At 64.0% G+C, this 16,878-nt stretch carries 20 protein-coding genes; 8 read left to right on the top strand and 12 right to left on the bottom strand.

Going from position 1 to position 16,878, the window contains the following annotated elements:
* Positions 1–87: 87 nt before the first annotated feature.
* The 4 genes from ACWEO2_RS17485 (at position 88) to ACWEO2_RS17470 (ending at position 2,984) form a co-directional block, all read left to right on the top strand.
* Positions 88–714, top strand: a complete 627-nt coding sequence (locus ACWEO2_RS17485) for a hypothetical protein (protein ID WP_452406236.1) — start codon at positions 88–90, stop codon at positions 712–714.
* Positions 705–2,246 (top strand): hypothetical protein, encoded by a 1,542-nt coding sequence (locus ACWEO2_RS17480; protein WP_452406235.1) that lies wholly within the window; start codon positions 705–707, stop codon positions 2,244–2,246. The genes ACWEO2_RS17485 and ACWEO2_RS17480 overlap by 10 nt, the downstream gene beginning before the upstream one ends.
* A gap of 96 nt (positions 2,247–2,342) precedes the next feature.
* A complete protein-coding gene (locus ACWEO2_RS17475) occupies positions 2,343–2,807 on the top strand; it encodes a hypothetical protein (protein ID WP_452406234.1) in 465 nt (154 codons plus the stop codon).
* A complete protein-coding gene (locus ACWEO2_RS17470; protein WP_452406233.1) occupies positions 2,808–2,984 on the top strand; it encodes a hypothetical protein in 177 nt (58 codons plus the stop codon). It abuts the gene before it with no gap.
* A gap of 35 nt (positions 2,985–3,019) precedes the next feature.
* On the opposite strand, the gene ACWEO2_RS17465 is transcribed toward ACWEO2_RS17470, so the two are convergent.
* The 6 genes from ACWEO2_RS17465 to ACWEO2_RS17440 form a co-directional block, all read right to left on the bottom strand.
* The gene (locus tag ACWEO2_RS17465; protein WP_452406232.1) at positions 3,020–3,664 is read right to left on the bottom strand and encodes a hypothetical protein; all 645 of its coding nucleotides are present in this window, start codon (positions 3,662–3,664) and stop codon (positions 3,020–3,022) included.
* A complete protein-coding gene (locus tag ACWEO2_RS17460) occupies positions 3,661–4,146 on the bottom strand; it encodes a hypothetical protein (protein ID WP_452406231.1) in 486 nt (161 codons plus the stop codon). The genes ACWEO2_RS17465 and ACWEO2_RS17460 overlap by 4 nt, the downstream gene beginning before the upstream one ends.
* A gap of 319 nt (positions 4,147–4,465) precedes the next feature.
* Positions 4,466–4,834 carry a hypothetical protein gene (locus ACWEO2_RS17455; RefSeq protein ID WP_452406230.1) on the bottom strand — a complete coding sequence of 123 codons (369 nt, stop codon included), beginning with the start codon at positions 4,832–4,834 and terminating at the stop codon, positions 4,466–4,468.
* Positions 4,835–5,241: 407 nt separating this feature from the next.
* Positions 5,242–6,882, bottom strand: a complete 1,641-nt coding sequence (locus tag ACWEO2_RS17450) for an AMP-binding protein (protein WP_452406229.1) — start codon at positions 6,880–6,882, stop codon at positions 5,242–5,244.
* Positions 6,872–7,813: an SDR family NAD(P)-dependent oxidoreductase gene (locus tag ACWEO2_RS17445; protein ID WP_354961550.1), complete on the bottom strand. Its 942-nt coding sequence runs from the start codon at positions 7,811–7,813 to the stop codon at positions 6,872–6,874. The genes ACWEO2_RS17450 and ACWEO2_RS17445 overlap by 11 nt, the downstream gene beginning before the upstream one ends.
* The gene (locus ACWEO2_RS17440) at positions 7,810–9,111 is read right to left on the bottom strand and encodes a TetR/AcrR family transcriptional regulator (RefSeq protein WP_452406228.1); all 1,302 of its coding nucleotides are present in this window, start codon (positions 9,109–9,111) and stop codon (positions 7,810–7,812) included. Before ACWEO2_RS17440 ends, ACWEO2_RS17445 begins: the two co-directional genes overlap by 4 nt.
* An 80-nt stretch (positions 9,112–9,191) precedes the next feature.
* Here ACWEO2_RS17440 and ACWEO2_RS17435 point away from each other — a divergent pair, with 80 nt between their 5' ends.
* Together ACWEO2_RS17435 and ACWEO2_RS17430 are read left to right on the top strand one after the other, a co-directional pair.
* Complete coding sequence (locus ACWEO2_RS17435; protein ID WP_452406227.1) at positions 9,192–10,376, top strand: lipase family protein; 1,185 nt, start codon at positions 9,192–9,194, stop codon at positions 10,374–10,376.
* Positions 10,377–10,629: 253 nt separating this feature from the next.
* On the top strand, positions 10,630–11,010 hold the full coding sequence (locus tag ACWEO2_RS17430; protein ID WP_452406226.1) for a phage tail protein: 381 nt from the start codon (positions 10,630–10,632) through the stop codon (positions 11,008–11,010).
* Positions 11,011–11,177: 167 nt separating this feature from the next.
* Here the strand turns inward: ACWEO2_RS17430 and ACWEO2_RS17425 are convergent, their stop codons facing one another.
* Positions 11,178–11,738, bottom strand: a complete 561-nt coding sequence (locus ACWEO2_RS17425; RefSeq protein WP_452406225.1) for a hypothetical protein — start codon at positions 11,736–11,738, stop codon at positions 11,178–11,180.
* Positions 11,739–11,755: 17 nt separating this feature from the next.
* Between ACWEO2_RS17425 and ACWEO2_RS17420 the strand changes: the two genes are divergently transcribed.
* On the top strand, positions 11,756–12,337 hold the full coding sequence (locus ACWEO2_RS17420; RefSeq protein ID WP_452406224.1) for an HD domain-containing protein: 582 nt from the start codon (positions 11,756–11,758) through the stop codon (positions 12,335–12,337).
* Here the strand turns inward: ACWEO2_RS17420 and ACWEO2_RS17415 are convergent.
* Positions 12,314–12,784, bottom strand: coding sequence for an NUDIX hydrolase (locus ACWEO2_RS17415; protein WP_452406223.1), 471 nt, complete (start codon positions 12,782–12,784; stop codon positions 12,314–12,316). The genes ACWEO2_RS17420 and ACWEO2_RS17415 overlap by 24 nt on opposite strands.
* A gap of 3 nt (positions 12,785–12,787) precedes the next feature.
* Positions 12,788–13,561: a DUF5919 domain-containing protein gene (locus tag ACWEO2_RS17410; protein WP_452406222.1), complete on the bottom strand. Its 774-nt coding sequence runs from the start codon at positions 13,559–13,561 to the stop codon at positions 12,788–12,790.
* A 397-nt stretch (positions 13,562–13,958) separates the two neighbouring features.
* On the opposite strand from ACWEO2_RS17410, the gene ACWEO2_RS17405 reads away from it, so the two are divergent.
* A complete protein-coding gene (locus ACWEO2_RS17405) occupies positions 13,959–14,192 on the top strand; it encodes a hypothetical protein (RefSeq protein WP_452406221.1) in 234 nt (77 codons plus the stop codon).
* Between the two features lie 463 nt (positions 14,193–14,655).
* Here the strand turns inward: ACWEO2_RS17405 and ACWEO2_RS17400 are convergent, their stop codons facing one another.
* From ACWEO2_RS17400 to ACWEO2_RS17390, 3 genes are read right to left on the bottom strand one after another with little or no spacing between them, the layout of a single operon-like run.
* Positions 14,656–15,327 carry a GntR family transcriptional regulator gene (locus ACWEO2_RS17400; RefSeq protein ID WP_452406220.1) on the bottom strand — a complete coding sequence of 224 codons (672 nt, stop codon included), beginning with the start codon at positions 15,325–15,327 and terminating at the stop codon, positions 14,656–14,658.
* Positions 15,314–16,045 carry a maleate cis-trans isomerase family protein gene (locus ACWEO2_RS17395; RefSeq protein WP_452406219.1) on the bottom strand — a complete coding sequence of 244 codons (732 nt, stop codon included), beginning with the start codon at positions 16,043–16,045 and terminating at the stop codon, positions 15,314–15,316. Before ACWEO2_RS17395 ends, ACWEO2_RS17400 begins: the two co-directional genes overlap by 14 nt.
* Before the next feature lie 14 nt (positions 16,046–16,059).
* Positions 16,060–16,800: a maleate cis-trans isomerase family protein gene (locus ACWEO2_RS17390; RefSeq protein ID WP_354953770.1), complete on the bottom strand. Its 741-nt coding sequence runs from the start codon at positions 16,798–16,800 to the stop codon at positions 16,060–16,062.
* Positions 16,801–16,878: the final 78 nt, after the last annotated feature.

The raw sequence follows: 16,878 nt of genomic DNA, 5'->3' as shown, positions 1-16,878 counted from the left end.
TGCGCTGGCTGGCATTACAGGTTGACATTCCATGTCGAGTTGTAACATGCTTCGGGCGTTCGTGGTTCAGGAAGGTGACCGACGCCGATGACCGAGCATGCCCAAGCGGCGCTCCAGTTGGTTCGAGACAGTAGCCAGTTCAAGTGGTATGTGATTCCGCTGCTGCTCGTTGTGATCTACGTGTACGCCACCGAGGTCGAACGGCGGAATTGGAATGTGTTCTTCGCCGGGCTCGCGCTGTGGGGTATGGACGGGTTCAACGAGATTTGGAACGCCCTGGTCTTCCATGCCACCGGTCGCGCACCGGTCTGGGGCGCGACGGGGCCGACCGCCTATCAGTTGCTGATCGGCCTCAATATCGAGATCTGTTTTATGTTCGCGATCATGGGCGTGGCCGCGGCGAAGATGTTGCCGCCCAAGCAGACCCGCATTCTCGGAGTGCCGAACAGGCCGGTGCTCATCGCGGTGAACTCGGCCGGTGCCGTGCTGGTTGAGGTGCTGCTCAACAAGATCGGTGTGCTCACCTGGGATTGGTCCTGGTGGCAGGCGAGCTTTCCGCTGCTCATCTTCTTGATCGGATATGTTCCGTTCTTCGTCGTCTGCTTCCGGGTGCACGACCTGGCCACGGTGCGCGCCAAAATACTTGCCGTAGCCGCGATCTTGGGTGTGGATGCCGCGGCGATCATCGTTTTTGGAGCACTGGGGTGGCTGTGAAGGTGCGCGCGAACAACAAGACTGTTCTCGCCGCTGTTGCGGGACTGATAGTCGCGAGTCTCACGGCGAATCCTGGCGCGAGCGCCGATACCGGGAGTTGTGCGCTGCTCGGCACGGTGGGCACACCCGAAGTGACCGAGGACGACAGCAACGCCGGACTCGATGCGATGCCTGCTGCGGAGACCGCACCGCCCGCCGAGGTATACCTTCGCAGTTCCAGCGAATCGTTCAATCGCCGTTGGGCTTTCGCGGCTCGCGATGGTCACATCTATGTGAAAGAAGCCGCGGTGCGCGGCGGGTGGCGGCAGCTGCCGCTGCCCGGCTGCCTCGAGGGCCGAATCTCGGGCGTCTCCGCCGATGACGACGAGGTCATGGCCATCGATCGCGACGGCCGATTCTTCACCATGGACCACGCGCTGAGCGCACCGAAAGAGTGGAACTGGAGCAGCCGCTACGGCAACCCATTGTGGACCGGTCCGGGCAATGCGCTGCCTGCGGACACCCTCGACTGGAGTTGGTCGGTGCTGTCGCCGAATGAGGACCGGCACTGGCGTGACACTGCCGACAACGATCATTCCGTCGGCGGCGCGAAGGTCTCACATGTCTTCGCGCTGACCGATGGTGGCCGCCGGATCCGCTATATCGACCCATGGCTGCCCGCCGACCACAGCTACGAAATGGCCACCCCGGCCCGCGGACGGTTCCGGGCTGTCGCGCTGTCCACAAGCGGATCAACAACATTGGTGGTCAACCGCTTCGGCGACCTGTACACCCGGCTGTACGATTTCGACATCTCCGGCGCGGACAAGGTCTTCTTCCGCTACTCCTACGACGATCAGCGGGGGCTGCCCCCGGCCGCGGACATGTTGTCCGAACGCGTCGACACCCATTACGCCGCGATCCAGCTACCGGCTCCCGAGTGGGTACGCCAACCCAAGATCCCCGGCGACATCACCGACCGCGTCTCCGTGCACAAAACCGGCATCGGATCGGACGCACGGGAACTACGCGTCGAGGGAGTCAGCGGCAATCGCACGGGCTATTGGACGAAAATGCTCACCGCCGCCGCGTGGACCTTCGTCCCCACCGATCAGCCGCTGACCGGGCATCGGCTCGACAATATCGCCGCGGACCGAAGTATCGACGAGTCCGCCTCGCCCGCAGGCGATTCGTATGGGGGAACGTCGGTTGCCGGTTGGACCGCCCATATCGAATCCTTCGACGTCGCGGTCACTCCCACCCCGCTGCGGCTGAGTTTCACCGACGGCTCACACTTGGATCTCGTTCTGCACACCGTCGACGGGTTGCGGCAGTCATCGCAGCAATCGGGAATCAGCACCCAGCCGAGGCATTTCGACGGCACCATCGAAGTTCCCGAGCAGATACTGAATTCGATTGCCGCCGAACCTGTTTCGGTGCGCGAATTCCTGACGACCACACTCGGTGCACGCCGATTCACCGACACCGCCGTTGAGGTCACCACCAGTGAGTTCCGAATCAGCGAAATCGGGCTCATCATGACCCACCAGTGACGTCGTCGCCAACCTGGTTGTTGTCGGTCCAGCCGCGTCCTGAGCAATAGTGGGCAATCAGGATCAAGATCAGCAGCCGATCGCGAGAATTGAGTCATGTCGACAGGGGTTGTCTCAACGTTGGTTACGGGTCTGCTGCCACTACTCGGCGCGGGGCTCGGCGCATCGGCAACGCTGATGGTGCAACGGAGTTCGGCGCGTGCAGCGATGCTCAAGTTCCTCGCGGAGAGTCGCCTTGCCCGCAGAGAGGAGGTGAAGTCAGCGATCATCGACTACCTCGAGGTGGCACAGCGACTGCAGGGAGAACTCGATATTCGAGAGCATGGAGGTACCCCCGCCGAACTGAAGCGACTGATCGAAAGTGTGTGGCTAGCAGAGAAGCGGGTCGAGATCATCTGCTCGGACGCATTGCGAGACAGGGTAGTTGCCCATGCACGGGGATTGCACGACGTCGTTCGGGACCCGGTGACCTACCCTGATTGGTGGGCTCATTGTTCGTCGCTCCAAAGCGACCTCCTCGCCGAAGCGAAGGCAGAGCTGATACCGAAGCACGATTGGTGAATGCTTTCGGCAGTCACCACCGGCCAGCGGAACACGTTGGTCCGCGACGCCACTTTTCGCCGATGCCGGGTCGGTAAGATTCAGCGCGGGCTGAGCATTTCAGAAGACCTTGAGCTGTCGAATCAGGGCAGCCAGTTCGGCTGGCCCGCAACGTGGTTCGTCAGCGGCATGGCCTGATTCGACGAGTACTGCTGCGGAACAACGATATTTGTTCAACGGTGCGGTTGCGGCCCGGGTATGCGACGGGGCGGTGGGGTGGGTGGTGGGGCCGGTTCGTGCCGGACGAGGGGGATCGGCCGTCGGAGGTCGACCATGATCGCCACGGGGAAGGTGTGTTTGCTCTCCATGACCGGTCCGAGTTCCGGTGTGGCGATCGAGACCGTCACGGTGCAGTCGCCAGGACCCAGTGCCGCCAGCATGCCATCGCGAACGGTTGCCGCGAGGGGCTGGAGCAGCATTGCGATGGTGAGTTCGAGTTCGAATTCACCCACTCGAATTCCATCGGCGGTGACCTCGAGGCGAGGGCTGTAGCTCTGGGTGACTTCGTGTTCGAACAATTCGACCTGTTCGACTCCGCCGGAGCGGGTTCGCATTGCCGCGGTGTGCAGCCGGTCGTAGCGGCGCCACCCCGCGACCGCGACCCCGCCGATATCGACCTGGAGCAGTCCGTCGACCACCCTGGCGATCTCGCGCAGTGCCGCCGACCGCAGGACCGCGGTAGCGACCGGCGCGCGCCGCAGCGCCAGCTCCTCGACACCGCTGTCGTGTAGGTGCTCGGCCAACTCGGTCTCGACCATCTCACGTGCGGCGTGTCCGAACAGCACCGCACGAGCCGTGATCGATAGTGGACTCGTCATCGCGAAACCTCCCTGACGTGTAGCTGCGGCTCACCGACGCTCACCCGAATGTGCACGGCCGGAGCGGTGGGGTGGGTGAACTCGCGAAGATGGATCGACGGGCTCGGATCCCCGACCACCTGCACGTGCACCTGCGGCGGGCGCGGATCACGGTTGTGCTCGCGCGGGGCATCGACCGGGTGCCTGCGCCGCTGACGCAGTACGAGCGCCGCCACCCCGACGGCGAGGAGGAATGCGCCGATGCCGAGCAGATCGCGGATGTGGCTGTTCGGCTGAGGATCATCGCGCGATGGGGCCGCGATCGACCCTTTCGTGGTGGACGTTTCCTGGACAGATGGCTGTGTGGTGGTCGTGGTAATCGGCTTGGTGGTTGTGGTCGTGGTTGTGACGAGACGCGCGGCGATCGTGACCCTCCGGTCAGCCGATGTCTCGCCGCAGGCTGCGTGGACCGAATACGAGTTGGGTTCGACCTGATCGGACACGGCGAGTTGAGTTTTGAACGAACCCTGCTGAACCTTCGCAGGCGTCCCCGAATCAGACCAACTCGGAGAGATCTGGACGTCGGAACAGGGCCAGTGATCGCCTTGGACGGTGATCTGTGTGCCGCGTTCGGCGGTGGATGGCACGTCGAAAGTGGGATCGAAATGCTCACACGAATCCCCCGACGATGTGGAGGTCGTTGGGCACGACCCCGACTTTGTGGTTGTCGAGATCGGTGCGGTTGTCGAGCTAGGCGCTGTTGTCGAGCTTGGCGCGGCTGTAGAGATCGGTGCGGCTGTAGAGATCGGTGCGGTTGTCGAGCTAGGCGCTGTTGTCGAGCTTGGCGCCGTTGTAGAGATCGGTGCCGTTGTCGAGCTTGGCCAGTCCGGCGTGGTTGTCGAGATCGGCGTGGTTGGCCAGCCCGGCGTGGTTGTCGAGACTGGCGTGGTTGGCCAGCCCGGCATGGTTGTCGAGACGGGCGTGGTAGGCCAGTCCGGCGTGGTTGTTGAGATCGGCGTGGTAGGCCAGACTGGCGCGGTTGTCGAGACTGGCGTGGTAGGCCAGTCCGGCGCGGTTGGTGTAGGCGCCGACACCGCGATCGGCACCGTCACCGCACCGAACACCCCCGCCGCGGCCACCGCGACCAGGAACGCTCCCGCCCCGCTTCCCATGGCTACCTTCCCGAAACACGGATCATCGAGGATCGGTCCGCACTTCGGAATCGAGTCTTCGCTGATCCCGCCCCGCCGACGTGAGTAACCGACTACCTGTTTCGCGAGGCATGTAGGCATCAGCACATCTGATTCAGCCGTACAGCAACCTATGAGCGTCCCGAAAACAATCGCATCCGCGACCAGCCGCGCTCACGAACCGCACGCGGTCGCGACTGGTGCTCAGGCAAGGCGATAGATGCCGTGTGAGTGGCCGATGATCGGAATGGTGAGTGCGATGTGAGCGAGGTGCCGGACAGGCTCTTCGTGGCTCCCGCGGCGTCGAGCACCGCGATGGGCGGTCGATTTATCGATCAACCATCGTGCACGGCCGGTGTGCCGAGACCGAAGCAGTCGATCGCGACAACCGCCATCTCGCACGCACTGTTATCCAGCGATGGTCCTCTTGTGACTTTCCAGCTCGCGGCGCAGGATCTTGCCGCTCGGATTGCGTGGAATCTGTTCGAGCGCAATGAATTCCTTGGGCACCTTGTAGCGTTCGAGTCGTTCGCGGATATGCGTTTTGAGTTCCTCGGCGGTCGGTGGGGTGCGACCGGCGGTGGTGACGAAGTAGGCGCATAGTGCCTGGCCGAATTCGGGGTGCGGAACACCGATTACGACTACGTCGGTGACGGCGGGGTGTTCGGCGATGACATCCTCGACCTCCTTGGGGTAGATGTTCTCGCCGCCGGAGACGATCATGTCGTCGTCGCGGCCGTCGACGTAGATCCGGCCTCGGGCGTCGAGATGTCCCATATCCCCGGTGTTCACGTAGCCGTCGACCACTTCCTTCGTGGGGGTCGTCGACCTTCCGTCGGATACATAACCGTGGTAGCCGAGTCCGCCGCGCACGAAGATGCTGCCGGTCTCACCGACCGCGGCGGGTGTGCGGTCCGCGCGCAGGATGCGCACCGAGACGCCGATGGCGGGACGTCCCGCGGTCTTCGGTGATCCGGCCAGATCCTCGGTGGTGGCGATCGAGACCACACCGGCCTCGGTGGAGCCGTAACCGTTCACCAGGATCGGACCGAAGGCATCGATGAACCGGCTGATCGTCGCGGGCGCGATCGGCGCCGCTCCGGTGACCGCCAAACGCAGTGAGCCGGTACGGAATTCGCGACGCCGCTGCTCCGGTATCGCCACCAGGCGCTGCACCATCACCGGTACCCCGACGAACACCGTTGCGTGATGGCGTTGCACATCGGCGAGTGCCTGCTCGGCGTCGAAGCGCCGGCGTGTGATCACCGTCGTGCCGAGGGCCAGCGCGCCCATCATGATGGCCAGTCCGAAACCGTGAAAGAACGGTGGGGCCATCACTATCACGTCGCGGGAGTTGAATCGGGTCGCCGCCATCGCGGTGGCTACCATCTCCAGCACCGTGCGCTGGCGCAGCGGCCGGGAGACGCCTTTGGCGAGTCCGGTGGTGCCCGAGGTGAGCAGGGTGATCCGCACCGGATGACGCACCGGCGGTGGGGCCGGATGTGACTGCTGGGCAAGGGAATCCAGCGATAGCGGCGCCTCGGTGTCCTGCCAGGCCCGGACCCGGGTACCCGGAAATCCGGAGGCGTCGATCGCTTCGTCGTACTCCTGGTCGTGGACCAGGATATCGGGACGGTGCCGCTCGAGAATCTGCGCGAGCTGGGCTCGCGGTAGATCGGTATTGAGAAAGACGAGTTCGCAACCGAGTTGGGCGCCGACCGCCGACGCCTCGATGAAGCCACGGTGGTTGCGGCACAGAATGGCCATCGTCTCCGCGCCCGGATGGCGGGCGTGCAGCGCCGCGGCGATTGCTTCGGCACGACGCTGCAATTGGCGGTAGGTGATCACACCGCGCTCATCGATGACGGCCGGGCGATCGCCGTAGCGGGCTGCCGATATGGCCATGACGGTGGCGATCGACGGCCCGAATTGCCGGACCGCATCGGTGATCCGGACCGCCGTGGTGATGCCGACCGGGTGCAACGCACCCGAAGTCGCCAGTGGGACAACCGCATTCCGCCATTGGAAGCCGGTGTGGTTACCCGACATTGTCGTCTCCCTTCTCGACGCTGGCCAGCGAGGCCGCGGTATCGCCGAGGAAGCGGTAGGTGAAAGTGGTCAGCAGTTCGATCGGGGTGCGCAGCAATGGCACCAGCACTGCGAGTGGCCAGCCATAGGCGGGGGTCAGTGTGCGCGGCTTCTTGACGATCGCCTTGGCGATGACACGCCCCGCCTGGCGGGCGGACTGCCCGGGTAGTGCGGAAATCCAGCCGCTGGGTGCGCTCATTCGGGTGAACATCGAACCTGCGTAGAAGGTCGTCAGCGTGACGCCGTCCGGGCGCGCTTCCATGCCGACCGCACGCATCCAGATATCGAAGGCCGCCTTCGATGACACATAGAACCCCCACTTCGGCGCGACCGGAAACATGACGGCCACGGTGGAGACGTTGACGATATGGCCGGATCCGCGTTCCCGCATGCTCGGCAGCAGCGCCAGCGTCAGCCGCATCGGTCCGAGGTAGTTGGCCGAAGTTGTGGTGTTCAGGTCCTTGGGTCGGTCATAGGACAGATGGATCGACCGCCGCAGCGATTTGCCCGCGTTGTGCACGAGGTAGTCGATGTGGCCGAACTGAGTCAGCACCTCCTCGGCGAAGGATTTGATGGAATCCTCGGATGCCAGGTCCAGTGGGATGGCGATGGCGCTACCGCCCGCGGCCTTGATCTCGGTGACGATGGTCTGCAGCTGCTCCGCCGACCGCGCGCCGAGGACGACGGTGGCGCCCGCATCGCCGAGCATTCGGGCGGTGGCTTCGCCGAGACCGTAGGAGGCGCCGGTCACCACCGCGATCTTGCCCGCGACCTCGCGGCGCAACCGGTCCGCGTTGCGCAGGCCGCGCGGGCCGATCAGCCAGGCGACGCCCCGCCCTATCGGTCCGGCCGCCAGCCAGTTGTTCGGTCCATTGTCCAGAGATGTGCTCACTCGGAGTGCTCCGTCTTCGTCATGGGTTGGGCGTGCTCCAGCAGCGCATTGATCGCGCGGGAGGAAAGTGGGGTGCCGGGATCGAGCGTCAGCACCGACTGTCCGGTGGTGTACAGGCTCGCGACGAGTAGTTCGCGCAATTGCACTCGGCTGATGTCGCGGGTTCGCAGCCAATCGGCAACGGCGCCTTCGACGAAGGCCATCCAACCTGCCATGGCGGTGCGCGCGAGTGCGGTGCCGGCACCGCCGGTGAGCTCCTGCATCATCGCCGTGACGAAGCGATCGATGTGTCGATGGTGCATCGCACGCAGCTCTTCGTCGGTCACCTGTGTCGACAGCGCGAGCGGTGAGCCCTCTCTGGCCTGGGCCTGATCGATGTAGAGGTCGAGACCGCGAATGAGCCGGGGAACGGCCGGACCGCGCAGCGCTTGGAGCTGGTCCCAGAAGTCGCTGTAGACGGCGTCGGCCGCGGCGAGATAGAGGCCGCGTTTACCACCGAAGTGGTAGTTGATCAGGCCTATCGCGGTGCCTGCCCGCTGCGCGATCTCGGTGGTCGATACCTCGTCGAAACGCTTCGAGCCGAACACTTCGATTGCGGCGTCCAGCAGGGCGGTGCGTGATTCGTCGCTGCGGGAGGTTCCGCCGCGACGCTTTGAACGCTTTTCAATATCGGTGGGCAGCCGCTCGCTTGGTTGAACAGTTTTCAACTCGGTGGCTTCGGACGCGGCGAGCAGAGCAGGCAATAGCCTCGCGACCGGACCGGTCGAGATCGTCGGATCGATGGTCCGTTGGATGCTCAGCCCCAAACCCATGCTGAACACCGCCTGTGCGGTACCGGCCAAGAAGTCGGACGAGCCGCTGCCGGTCACACCGGCCAGCAGATCGGCGATAGCCGATCGCACCGCGGCCAGGTTCGCCGCGATCTGGTCGCGCAGCCGGGGATCGGTACGGCTGGTCAGCGTCAGTTCGAACTCGAACTGGGTGAACCCGACATCGTCGATGCGCTTGCGTGCCCATTGCGTCAGTGCGGCGATGCGGTCCTCGGCCGAACCCCGCAGCTCGGCCACTGCGGTGATCTCCGCGAGCGCCTCGGTGTGGATCAGCTCGAGAACTTCCTGGCACAGCTCGTTCTTATTGCGGAAGTTGGAGTAGACCGCGCCCTTGGAGTAGCCCGCCGCCTCGGCGACCCGTGCCAGTGAGGTATTCGCCATGCCGTCGGCGATGAACAGATCGCGGGCGGTTCGGGCCAGGTCGGCGCGCGTTCGCGCCTGGCTTTCCGGTCGCGTCATCCTTGACATGAATTCAAGATACCATTGGTATCTGGATTCTGATAGTCTGCACAACACAACTCCGGAAATCCCGATCAAGAGGTGCAACGATGCGACTCTCGACGATCCCGAACCCGTTGAGCCTGCGTGGATCAGCGCGCAAGCACCAGGAGTTCTACCGCTCGCCGTCGTCGATCGATGGCGAGCCCGGTGGCCTGCTTCGGGCCGAGCCCGTCCGGGTGAAATTGCTGCCGGGTGTGCAGCTGCGGGTGCGGGCTTGGCGAGTGCTGTATCGCAGCAGCTCGGCAAATCGGGCGCCGATCGCGGTGTCCGGGATCGTGCTCGTGCCGCACGGGACGTACCAGGGGCCGCGGCCGTTGATCGGCTATGCCATCGGCACTCAGGGACATGCGCAGCGCTGTGCGCCTTCGCTGCAGCTCGTGGCCGGTCTGGAATACGAAACCCCGCTGATCACAAGGATATTGCGGCGCGGCTGGGCGGTCGCGCTGACGGACTACCCCGGACTCGGTACCGGCGGCGGTCACCCCTATATCGTGGGCCGCGCCCTCGGTCCCGCCGTCCTCGATTCGATGCGGGCCGCGCGCAATCTCGCCGATACGGGACTTGCCGAGGATGGCCCTGCCGCGCTGTTCGGATACTCCGAGGGGGGCACCGCCGCCGCGTGGGCCGCACAGTTACAGCCCACCTACGCGCCCGACATTCTGCTGGTCGCGGCCGCGGTGGGCGGTGTGTGCGCCGACCTCGAATACAGCGCCGACTTCCTGACCGGCGGCCGCTTCGCCTGGTTGCAGGCGTATGCGGCGGCCGGTCTCGATATCGCCTATCCCGAGCTGAGGCTGGCGCGCTACCTCAACGATCACGGCCATCGCATGTACCCGAGGCTGATCGACACCCACATCGTCGGCCAGATAATCGCCCGCATGCCATACAGATTCGACCGGGCGCGCTATGTCGTCACCGATCCGCTCACCGACCCCGACTGGCTGGCCCGGATGCGCGAGAACCGGCTCGGTGCACTGGCACCGGCCGCGCCGGTGCTGCTAACCCACGGCAGCGCCGACCAGGCGGTCGGCTACGAGCAGGCAATTCAGTTGCATGATGACTGGTCGCGCCTCGGCGTCGATGTGACTTTCCGGGGCTATCGCGGACTCGAACACCTCACCGCCGCGGTCGCGCACACCCGCACCGCGCTGCCGTGGCTCAGCGCGCACATAGCTGACCATCGCGCGAACGACACAGGGACGCCCCCGATTACGGGCTTCGAAACCGCGTGACGATGGGTCATGCGAGGGTGCCAGCGTGCCACCCCCGCTGATTCGGCAGGCAGCCGAGGGGGCTATACCCGGCGAGGATCTGCCCGTTTGGCTGCGGAGCCGCCAGTCATAGCCAGATGATATGTGGCATCGGTATCGCACCTGCGGTCCCGGCCGAGTTCGTTGTGTTCTCCATGACGTAGACGATGGCGCGACAGTACGCGCGGGTCTCGTAGCGAGGTCTGCGTAGCGCCCCGACAGGCAAGGAGTTTCCATGGCTATCGGCGACACCATGAGTGGATCCACCTTCGTTATCGATCTGGGAATGTTCCCGGTGGAAACGGTTCAGCAGATCAGTGAGCTGCAGTCGGCGCCCGTGCGCGGTGGTGAGATCACGATCATTCGCGGGTTGGACCGCAGCAGGGTGTTCACCGACTGGATCCACACGACCTTTACCGCGGGTGCCGCGGATGACGCTCGTCAGGACATCACGGTGACGGTGATGGACCCGAACAAGAATCCGGTCAAGCGGATTCGCTTATCGCGCGCATGGGCGTCGGATTGGCATGGACAGTCGCGGCAGGGCGGAGCGGACGAGTTGGCGACCGAAGCGGTGACGATCACCTACGAGGGCGTCGAGGTCGAGAACGCCTGAATTTCGTCGCGAGCAGCTGACGGGGGTCGAGGTGCGCAATGACGCACCACCCTCGCCAGCTCGACCCCAGCTGGCCATGTAGTGGGCGCACCGCCGGAGTATTGGCGGCGCAGCCGCTGTACCGCAGCAGACGATGATACGGCCCGACAGAACCGTCCATTTCCGGTCTAGGCCAAGGCGAGCCAGACCCGCAGCGCTCCGATAGACGAGCACCCGTTGCGAACGGCGGCAGCCAAGTCCTGTCCCCGCTCATATCCGACAATGCTGCGACCTGGCCACAGCCGGGCGACCGTGGTCAAACACTCGGCCCACGCGTCCTGAGCCGCAATACCCGAATAGAACATATTGGACAGACCCGCCATCGTCTCGCTGCGATGCACAACCGCCCCGGCCACGACTCGGTCACCATTCCATCTGCCGAGTACCGAGACCGAATCTTCGACCAGCAGTTCCGGCCGGAATACACTGTCGGCCAACTGGTTCCGATCCCAAGCCGTTGCCCAGACTGCCAGCTCATCGTGGTCGTTCACCGGGGTCCACACCTGCTTCGGTGAGGTGGGCAGCGGCCGATCGGCCGGTCGATACATCCACTGCGCCTCGAACAGCACGCCGAATCCGGCATCGCTCAGGTCCAGGCAGCCAAAGCTATCCTTGACCGAGGCGCCGGGCATCTCGCGGTCGATCCGCGCCAGGATGTCCTCGGCGGACGCATGCGGACTGAGCGTCACTGCATCCGGATACAGCGGTGGCGTCCGACATCCACTCGCCCACATGGTGGCGTCGAGCTTGCCTGCTATCCCATGCGACCGGCACATCGCCTCGCACCACGACGCATTGTTACGCGCGGCAGGGTGCTCGCGTCGCACCGGCATTCGGTGTCGAGGGTGAATTGCTAGAAGCGGCCTGTTGGCTTCACGACATTGGCTACGCGCCTCCGCTTGCAACGACAAGATTCCACCCGCTGGACGGGGCTGAATTCCTTCACGCCACAGGCTGGAGTGATCGTCTCTGTGGGTTGGTCGCCCATCACTCCTGTGCGATCCGTGAAGCACGGCTTCGTGGACTCGACGAGGACCTTCTCGGGCGATTTCCTGACGAAGGGCTGTCGCCACTGCGAGATGCACTCTGGTATTGCGACATGACCACCAGTCCAGATGGCGACGAAGTGACGGTCGAGCATCGGCTGTCCGAGATTCTTGCAAGGTACGGAAAGGGAAGTGTGGTCTTTGAATTCATCGAGGAGGCCCGTGCAGATCTACTTGATTCCGTAATCAGAACCGAGAGTCGAGTTCGAAAATCTTACTCAACCGATGTAAGGCTCCGGTAGGTTCGCGTATCCGTGATCGATTCGAAGGCGAATCGACGGGTGAATGTCCAGGCTGTCGAGCTCGTCTTGGCGTACCCACCGTACGCGAGGTGACTCCGGACTTGTGTGCAGTGCGCCGGAAATCGGCACCGCTCGGAAACAGATTGCGAACTGCTGTCGGACCTCTCCGTCCGAATATGCCATGACGTGATGAGGATTTGTATAAATGCCAACCAAGCCGGTTATTTGGACATCGATGCCGGTTTCCTCGCGCGTCTCCCTGACTGCCGTATCGGCGATGTACTCTCCGAAATCTTGCGCGCCTCCAGGTGGCGCCCAGAGACCATTGTCACTGCGCTGCAGCAGCAAGATCCGATCGTCGTCATCCAGAATGAATGCGGTGGCCGCCACAACAATGCTGTTGGCCCTGGGGGCGTTCGGGTCATTGAAGAACTCCGTACGTGCCAATGCTCAATCCTCCTCATCTTCGTCGTTCTCCAGCGGCACTGATACGGTCTTGGACGACTTCCAAACCTCTTCGAAGCTCTCGGCGTAGACGGCGAACAAGCTACCGCCGGACAGTTGACGAAGGTGCATCGCTGGGGCTTGCGGCGCCATTCGGCGGTACACGTGCATGTTAACGATCATCTCGTCATCGAATCGGTATATCGAGTTGTACAGGTTCGTCTTGTGCAGGCGGAATTCGATGCCGGACTCTCCGATTACTGGGCGGAAGAATGCCAGAACGTTGCGGATCTTCGCGGCGATAGCGCCCTTGCCGATTTGTTCCTCTGCCGTCCGCCGCACCACCTCTCGGCTTTCCGGGTCGCCGAGGAGGATTCGAATCGCCGCGCCGCCGTGGGCCTTCTTTTGCAGCTTCTTCAAGAGGGCGGTGTCATCGGTCAAAAACATTCCGGCGTACACCAGGATGTCGAGCTTATTCTCGGTGCTGTCAAACAACTTGAGCCACAATGCTCGCGGGATCTCATGGCGGTGTGGATATATCGCCACCACTTCGGATGTTGCGACCTCCGCGGCGCGCTCAGGCGTCATCGCATCCGGCCATAGAAATTGTTCGGATTCCTTGACGAGGGTCGCCAATTCGTATCGGTGTCGCGGATAGGGGATTCGTCCATTTCTCACCCACCGCTCAACGGTTTTGGTGCTCACGCCGAGTGATTGCGCGGCGCACTCGGGGGTGAGTCCGCTCCGGAGGAGTGCGTCGCGCAATCGATCGTTCGGCATGCCGTGCCTCCTTGCGGGACGTCTATGGACATCTTAGGCATCTAGGGACGTCCTCACGAGTCCATCTGTGAGGTGATGTCGTCCACGTAATTCTGTGAATCTGCGTGTGTCCCAAAGGCTTCAGATGTTTGATCCAAAGGAGAGACACATGGGAAGTTCGCAGTTTCAGGGCCAATTTCGCCCGCTCCCGAACGACTTGATCGCGCTGGGGGATGCACCGGAGTCTGCAGCTGGGGGGTTATTCCAAACCATCCGTCGCTGGATTGGCTCCGATCTGCTGAGTGATTATCGCCGAGGTCCGCGGGAGCTTGCCGATGACAGGGGACGAAAGGCGCAAGGGGAATGGACGCACTCGATAGACCCGTGTTCGCCGACACTGGAATGGGACGAGGCTCAGGTGCGCCGCTTGGCACGGCGGTTGGGGTATGTGTTGTGTTGGGCTGATGCGGGTTCAGTGCTCGGTCTGGTCGAACAGGTCACAGCGTCTGGGGCCGAGGTGGTGTTGCTCCCGTCGTCGGCGCATGTGGACGCGGTGACGCTGGATCGGGTGATGGGGGTCGCCGACGTCGAATGTGCCGCGCCGCGTGTGTCATTCAGCCGCTGGTCCGCTCTCGGCGGGGTGCATCGGTGAGCGCGGATCGGGTTGGACTCGTGTTCGTGATTGCCCTGCCGCTCGCGATCGTCGTCGCAATGATCTTCTGGCCATCCGACTACGACTGAAACACCAACGGCGGCAAGCGCTGCCGGACTGTCCGGCGGCCGAAGCAGTGACGATCGCCTATGCGGACACGAAGGTCGAGAACGCCTGAATATGTCGCGGACCACGTAGCAGGCGGTCCATGATCGGCATCTTCGTGCTGACCTGAACCTCGCGATGCGCCACGGGATCGGTCATCGCGCAGGGCCACGGGCTGGTTTGCGTGTTGATCGGGAAGCAGCTGACGAGGGCCGGGGTGGTAGCGGCACCAGTCTCGCCAGCTGTCTTCGGCGAATTACCGGGGGTCCCGCGAGCGCGATTCGCACTGGATGGCTTGATTGTTCGCCGCCCGGATGAGGTCGCCCGCGAAACGATCAGTGACGCAACAGGATCGGCATCACATTCTTGTCGCGATCTGGCTGCGCAGGCGCTGGACCGCGTCGTCCATGTGCTCGACCAGTAGGGTTCGCGCTCGGCGCACCGGGCCCGACCCGATCGCGTCGCGCAACTCGACGTGCTCTTGGGCCTGCTCGCGCAGGTCTGGATAGGTTGTCTGTAAGGCGCCCAGGCACATTCGGGTCTCGATGAGCAGGGTGCGGGCGGCGCGGACGAGGCGCGGGCTGCCTGTGCTCTCGACAAGGGCCTCGTGGAAGGCTTGGTCGGCGTCGGAAACTCCTGCGGCGTCGCCGGTTTCGGCGCATGCGCGCATGGTGGTCACGCTGGGTTCGAGGGCGGTGTGGGCGATATCGCGGCGGCCGTCGAGGATCAGCGCGAGCGCGCCGCCTTCGATGGCGGTTCTGGCTCGGTAGATATCGACGACGTCGTCGATGGTGAGTTCGATGACGAAGATGCCGCGGTTGCGGATGCTGTAGAGCAGGCCCTCGGTGAGCAGTCGCTGCATGGCCTCGCGCACCGGACCGCGCGATACCCCGAATCGCGTTGCGAGATCGGCTTCCCCGAGTTGCGCACCGGGCGCGAGATTGCCGCGCATGATCGCCTCGCGCAGCCGGTCGGCGATCATCTCCGCCGTCGACTGCCGGTTCACCGGCTCGAAATCAACGACCGACATAGGTGTGCCTTTCCGAGAAGAGGGAGCCGAGCGCCGCAGCTGTCGGCACCTCGCCGATGAGCCGCAGACCCTCCCAGATGGTGACCTGATTGGCGGTCAACACGGTCTTGCCGAGCGCGGCCTCGAGTTCCGGGAGCACCGCGATGGTGTGCATGGCGGTGTCGGGAATCAGCAGGGCCTGTGCGTCGGGGTGATCGTTGGCGAGCGTCAGGTCGCGCACCTGCGCGGCGGTCAGCGTGCCGACCTCGGCGGCGGTATCGATTCCGGCGCTGGACTGGGCGACCACCTCGATCCCGGCGTCGGCCAGGAAGTCGACGAACAGTCGCGCGACATCGTCCGGATAGCTCGCGGCGACCGCGACGCGCCGCACGCCGAGCGCCCGCGCGGCCCCGACGAAGGCGAGGCTGGTGCTGGATGCCGGTACCCCCGCCGCTTCGGCCAGCGCCCGCACCTGATCGCGTGCGCCCTGCGGCCCGTACACGAAGCTGCCCGAAGTGCACGCCCACACGACCGCCGCGGGCCGCTCGGGCGCGAGCAATTCGGCCCCGTGGCGCAGCTTGTCGGGACTGCCCAGATCGAGCAGTTCCGCAATGGCGTGCAGATCGGTGCCGTAGATATGGGCCACCGGCAGTCGCGTGCCGAGGACCGCGGCGGCCAGCGGGTAGTCGTCCTCGGCCGCGTGGTCGGGATAGATGAAGCCGACGGTGGGTGCCTGCATGCCTGTTCTTCCGTTCAGAAAACGTTGAGTAGCCACTTTCCCGGACCCATCATCGGCAGTTTCATCCGGCCCAGGCAGGCCCACATGGTGAGCTGATTGGCGGTGAGTACGGGTTTGCCGAGTGCCTGTTCGAGCGGCTCGATGACGTCGTAGGTCGGCAGGTTGGTGCAGCTGACGAAGATGGCCTGGGCGCGCGGATCGTCCGCGCCGACAATGCGTTCGGCGATGGTGCGGTAGTTCACTTTCCAGATGCCGCCGCCCAATCCGAGGTGGTCGGACCGGATGACCGTGCAGCCCGCCTCGGCGAGGAAGTCGTGCAGCTTGCCGGTGAGGATTTCGTCGTAGGGGGTGAGCACCGAAACCCTGCTGATGTCCAGATGCCGAATCGCCTCGACGAGCGCGCCGGAGGTGGTGACGGCCTCCTGCGCTCCGGCGCGACAGATGGTGTCGCGCAATGACTTCTCGTAGGCAAGACCTCTGATGAAACTGCCCGAAGTGCACAGGTAGGCAACAACTTCCGGCTCCACGTGCAGTACATCGCGGGTCGCGGCCGTCAGATGCACCGGGTTGGAGACCAGTTCGGCCATCGCCAGCGAAACCGGGACGGGTTCGTAGGGGGTGCGGGCCAGATGCAGGCTGACGTCCAACGGCGCCCAGCGCCAGAGCTCACGTTCGAGTGCGAGGTCGAACGGTGCGATGATCCCGATACCCCGTTGTGCTACGGGCCCTTCGATATCGGGAAAGCCGAGTTCCAATGCGGCCCCTCTCGCGCTCAGCCGTTAGACCTCCGAGAACGATCGGATTGTTGACAATCATACGATGCGATTTTAGTG

This window comes from Nocardia sp. NPDC004278, from assembly GCF_053602975.1.
This window is presented reverse-complemented; position numbering and strand designations above follow the sequence as displayed.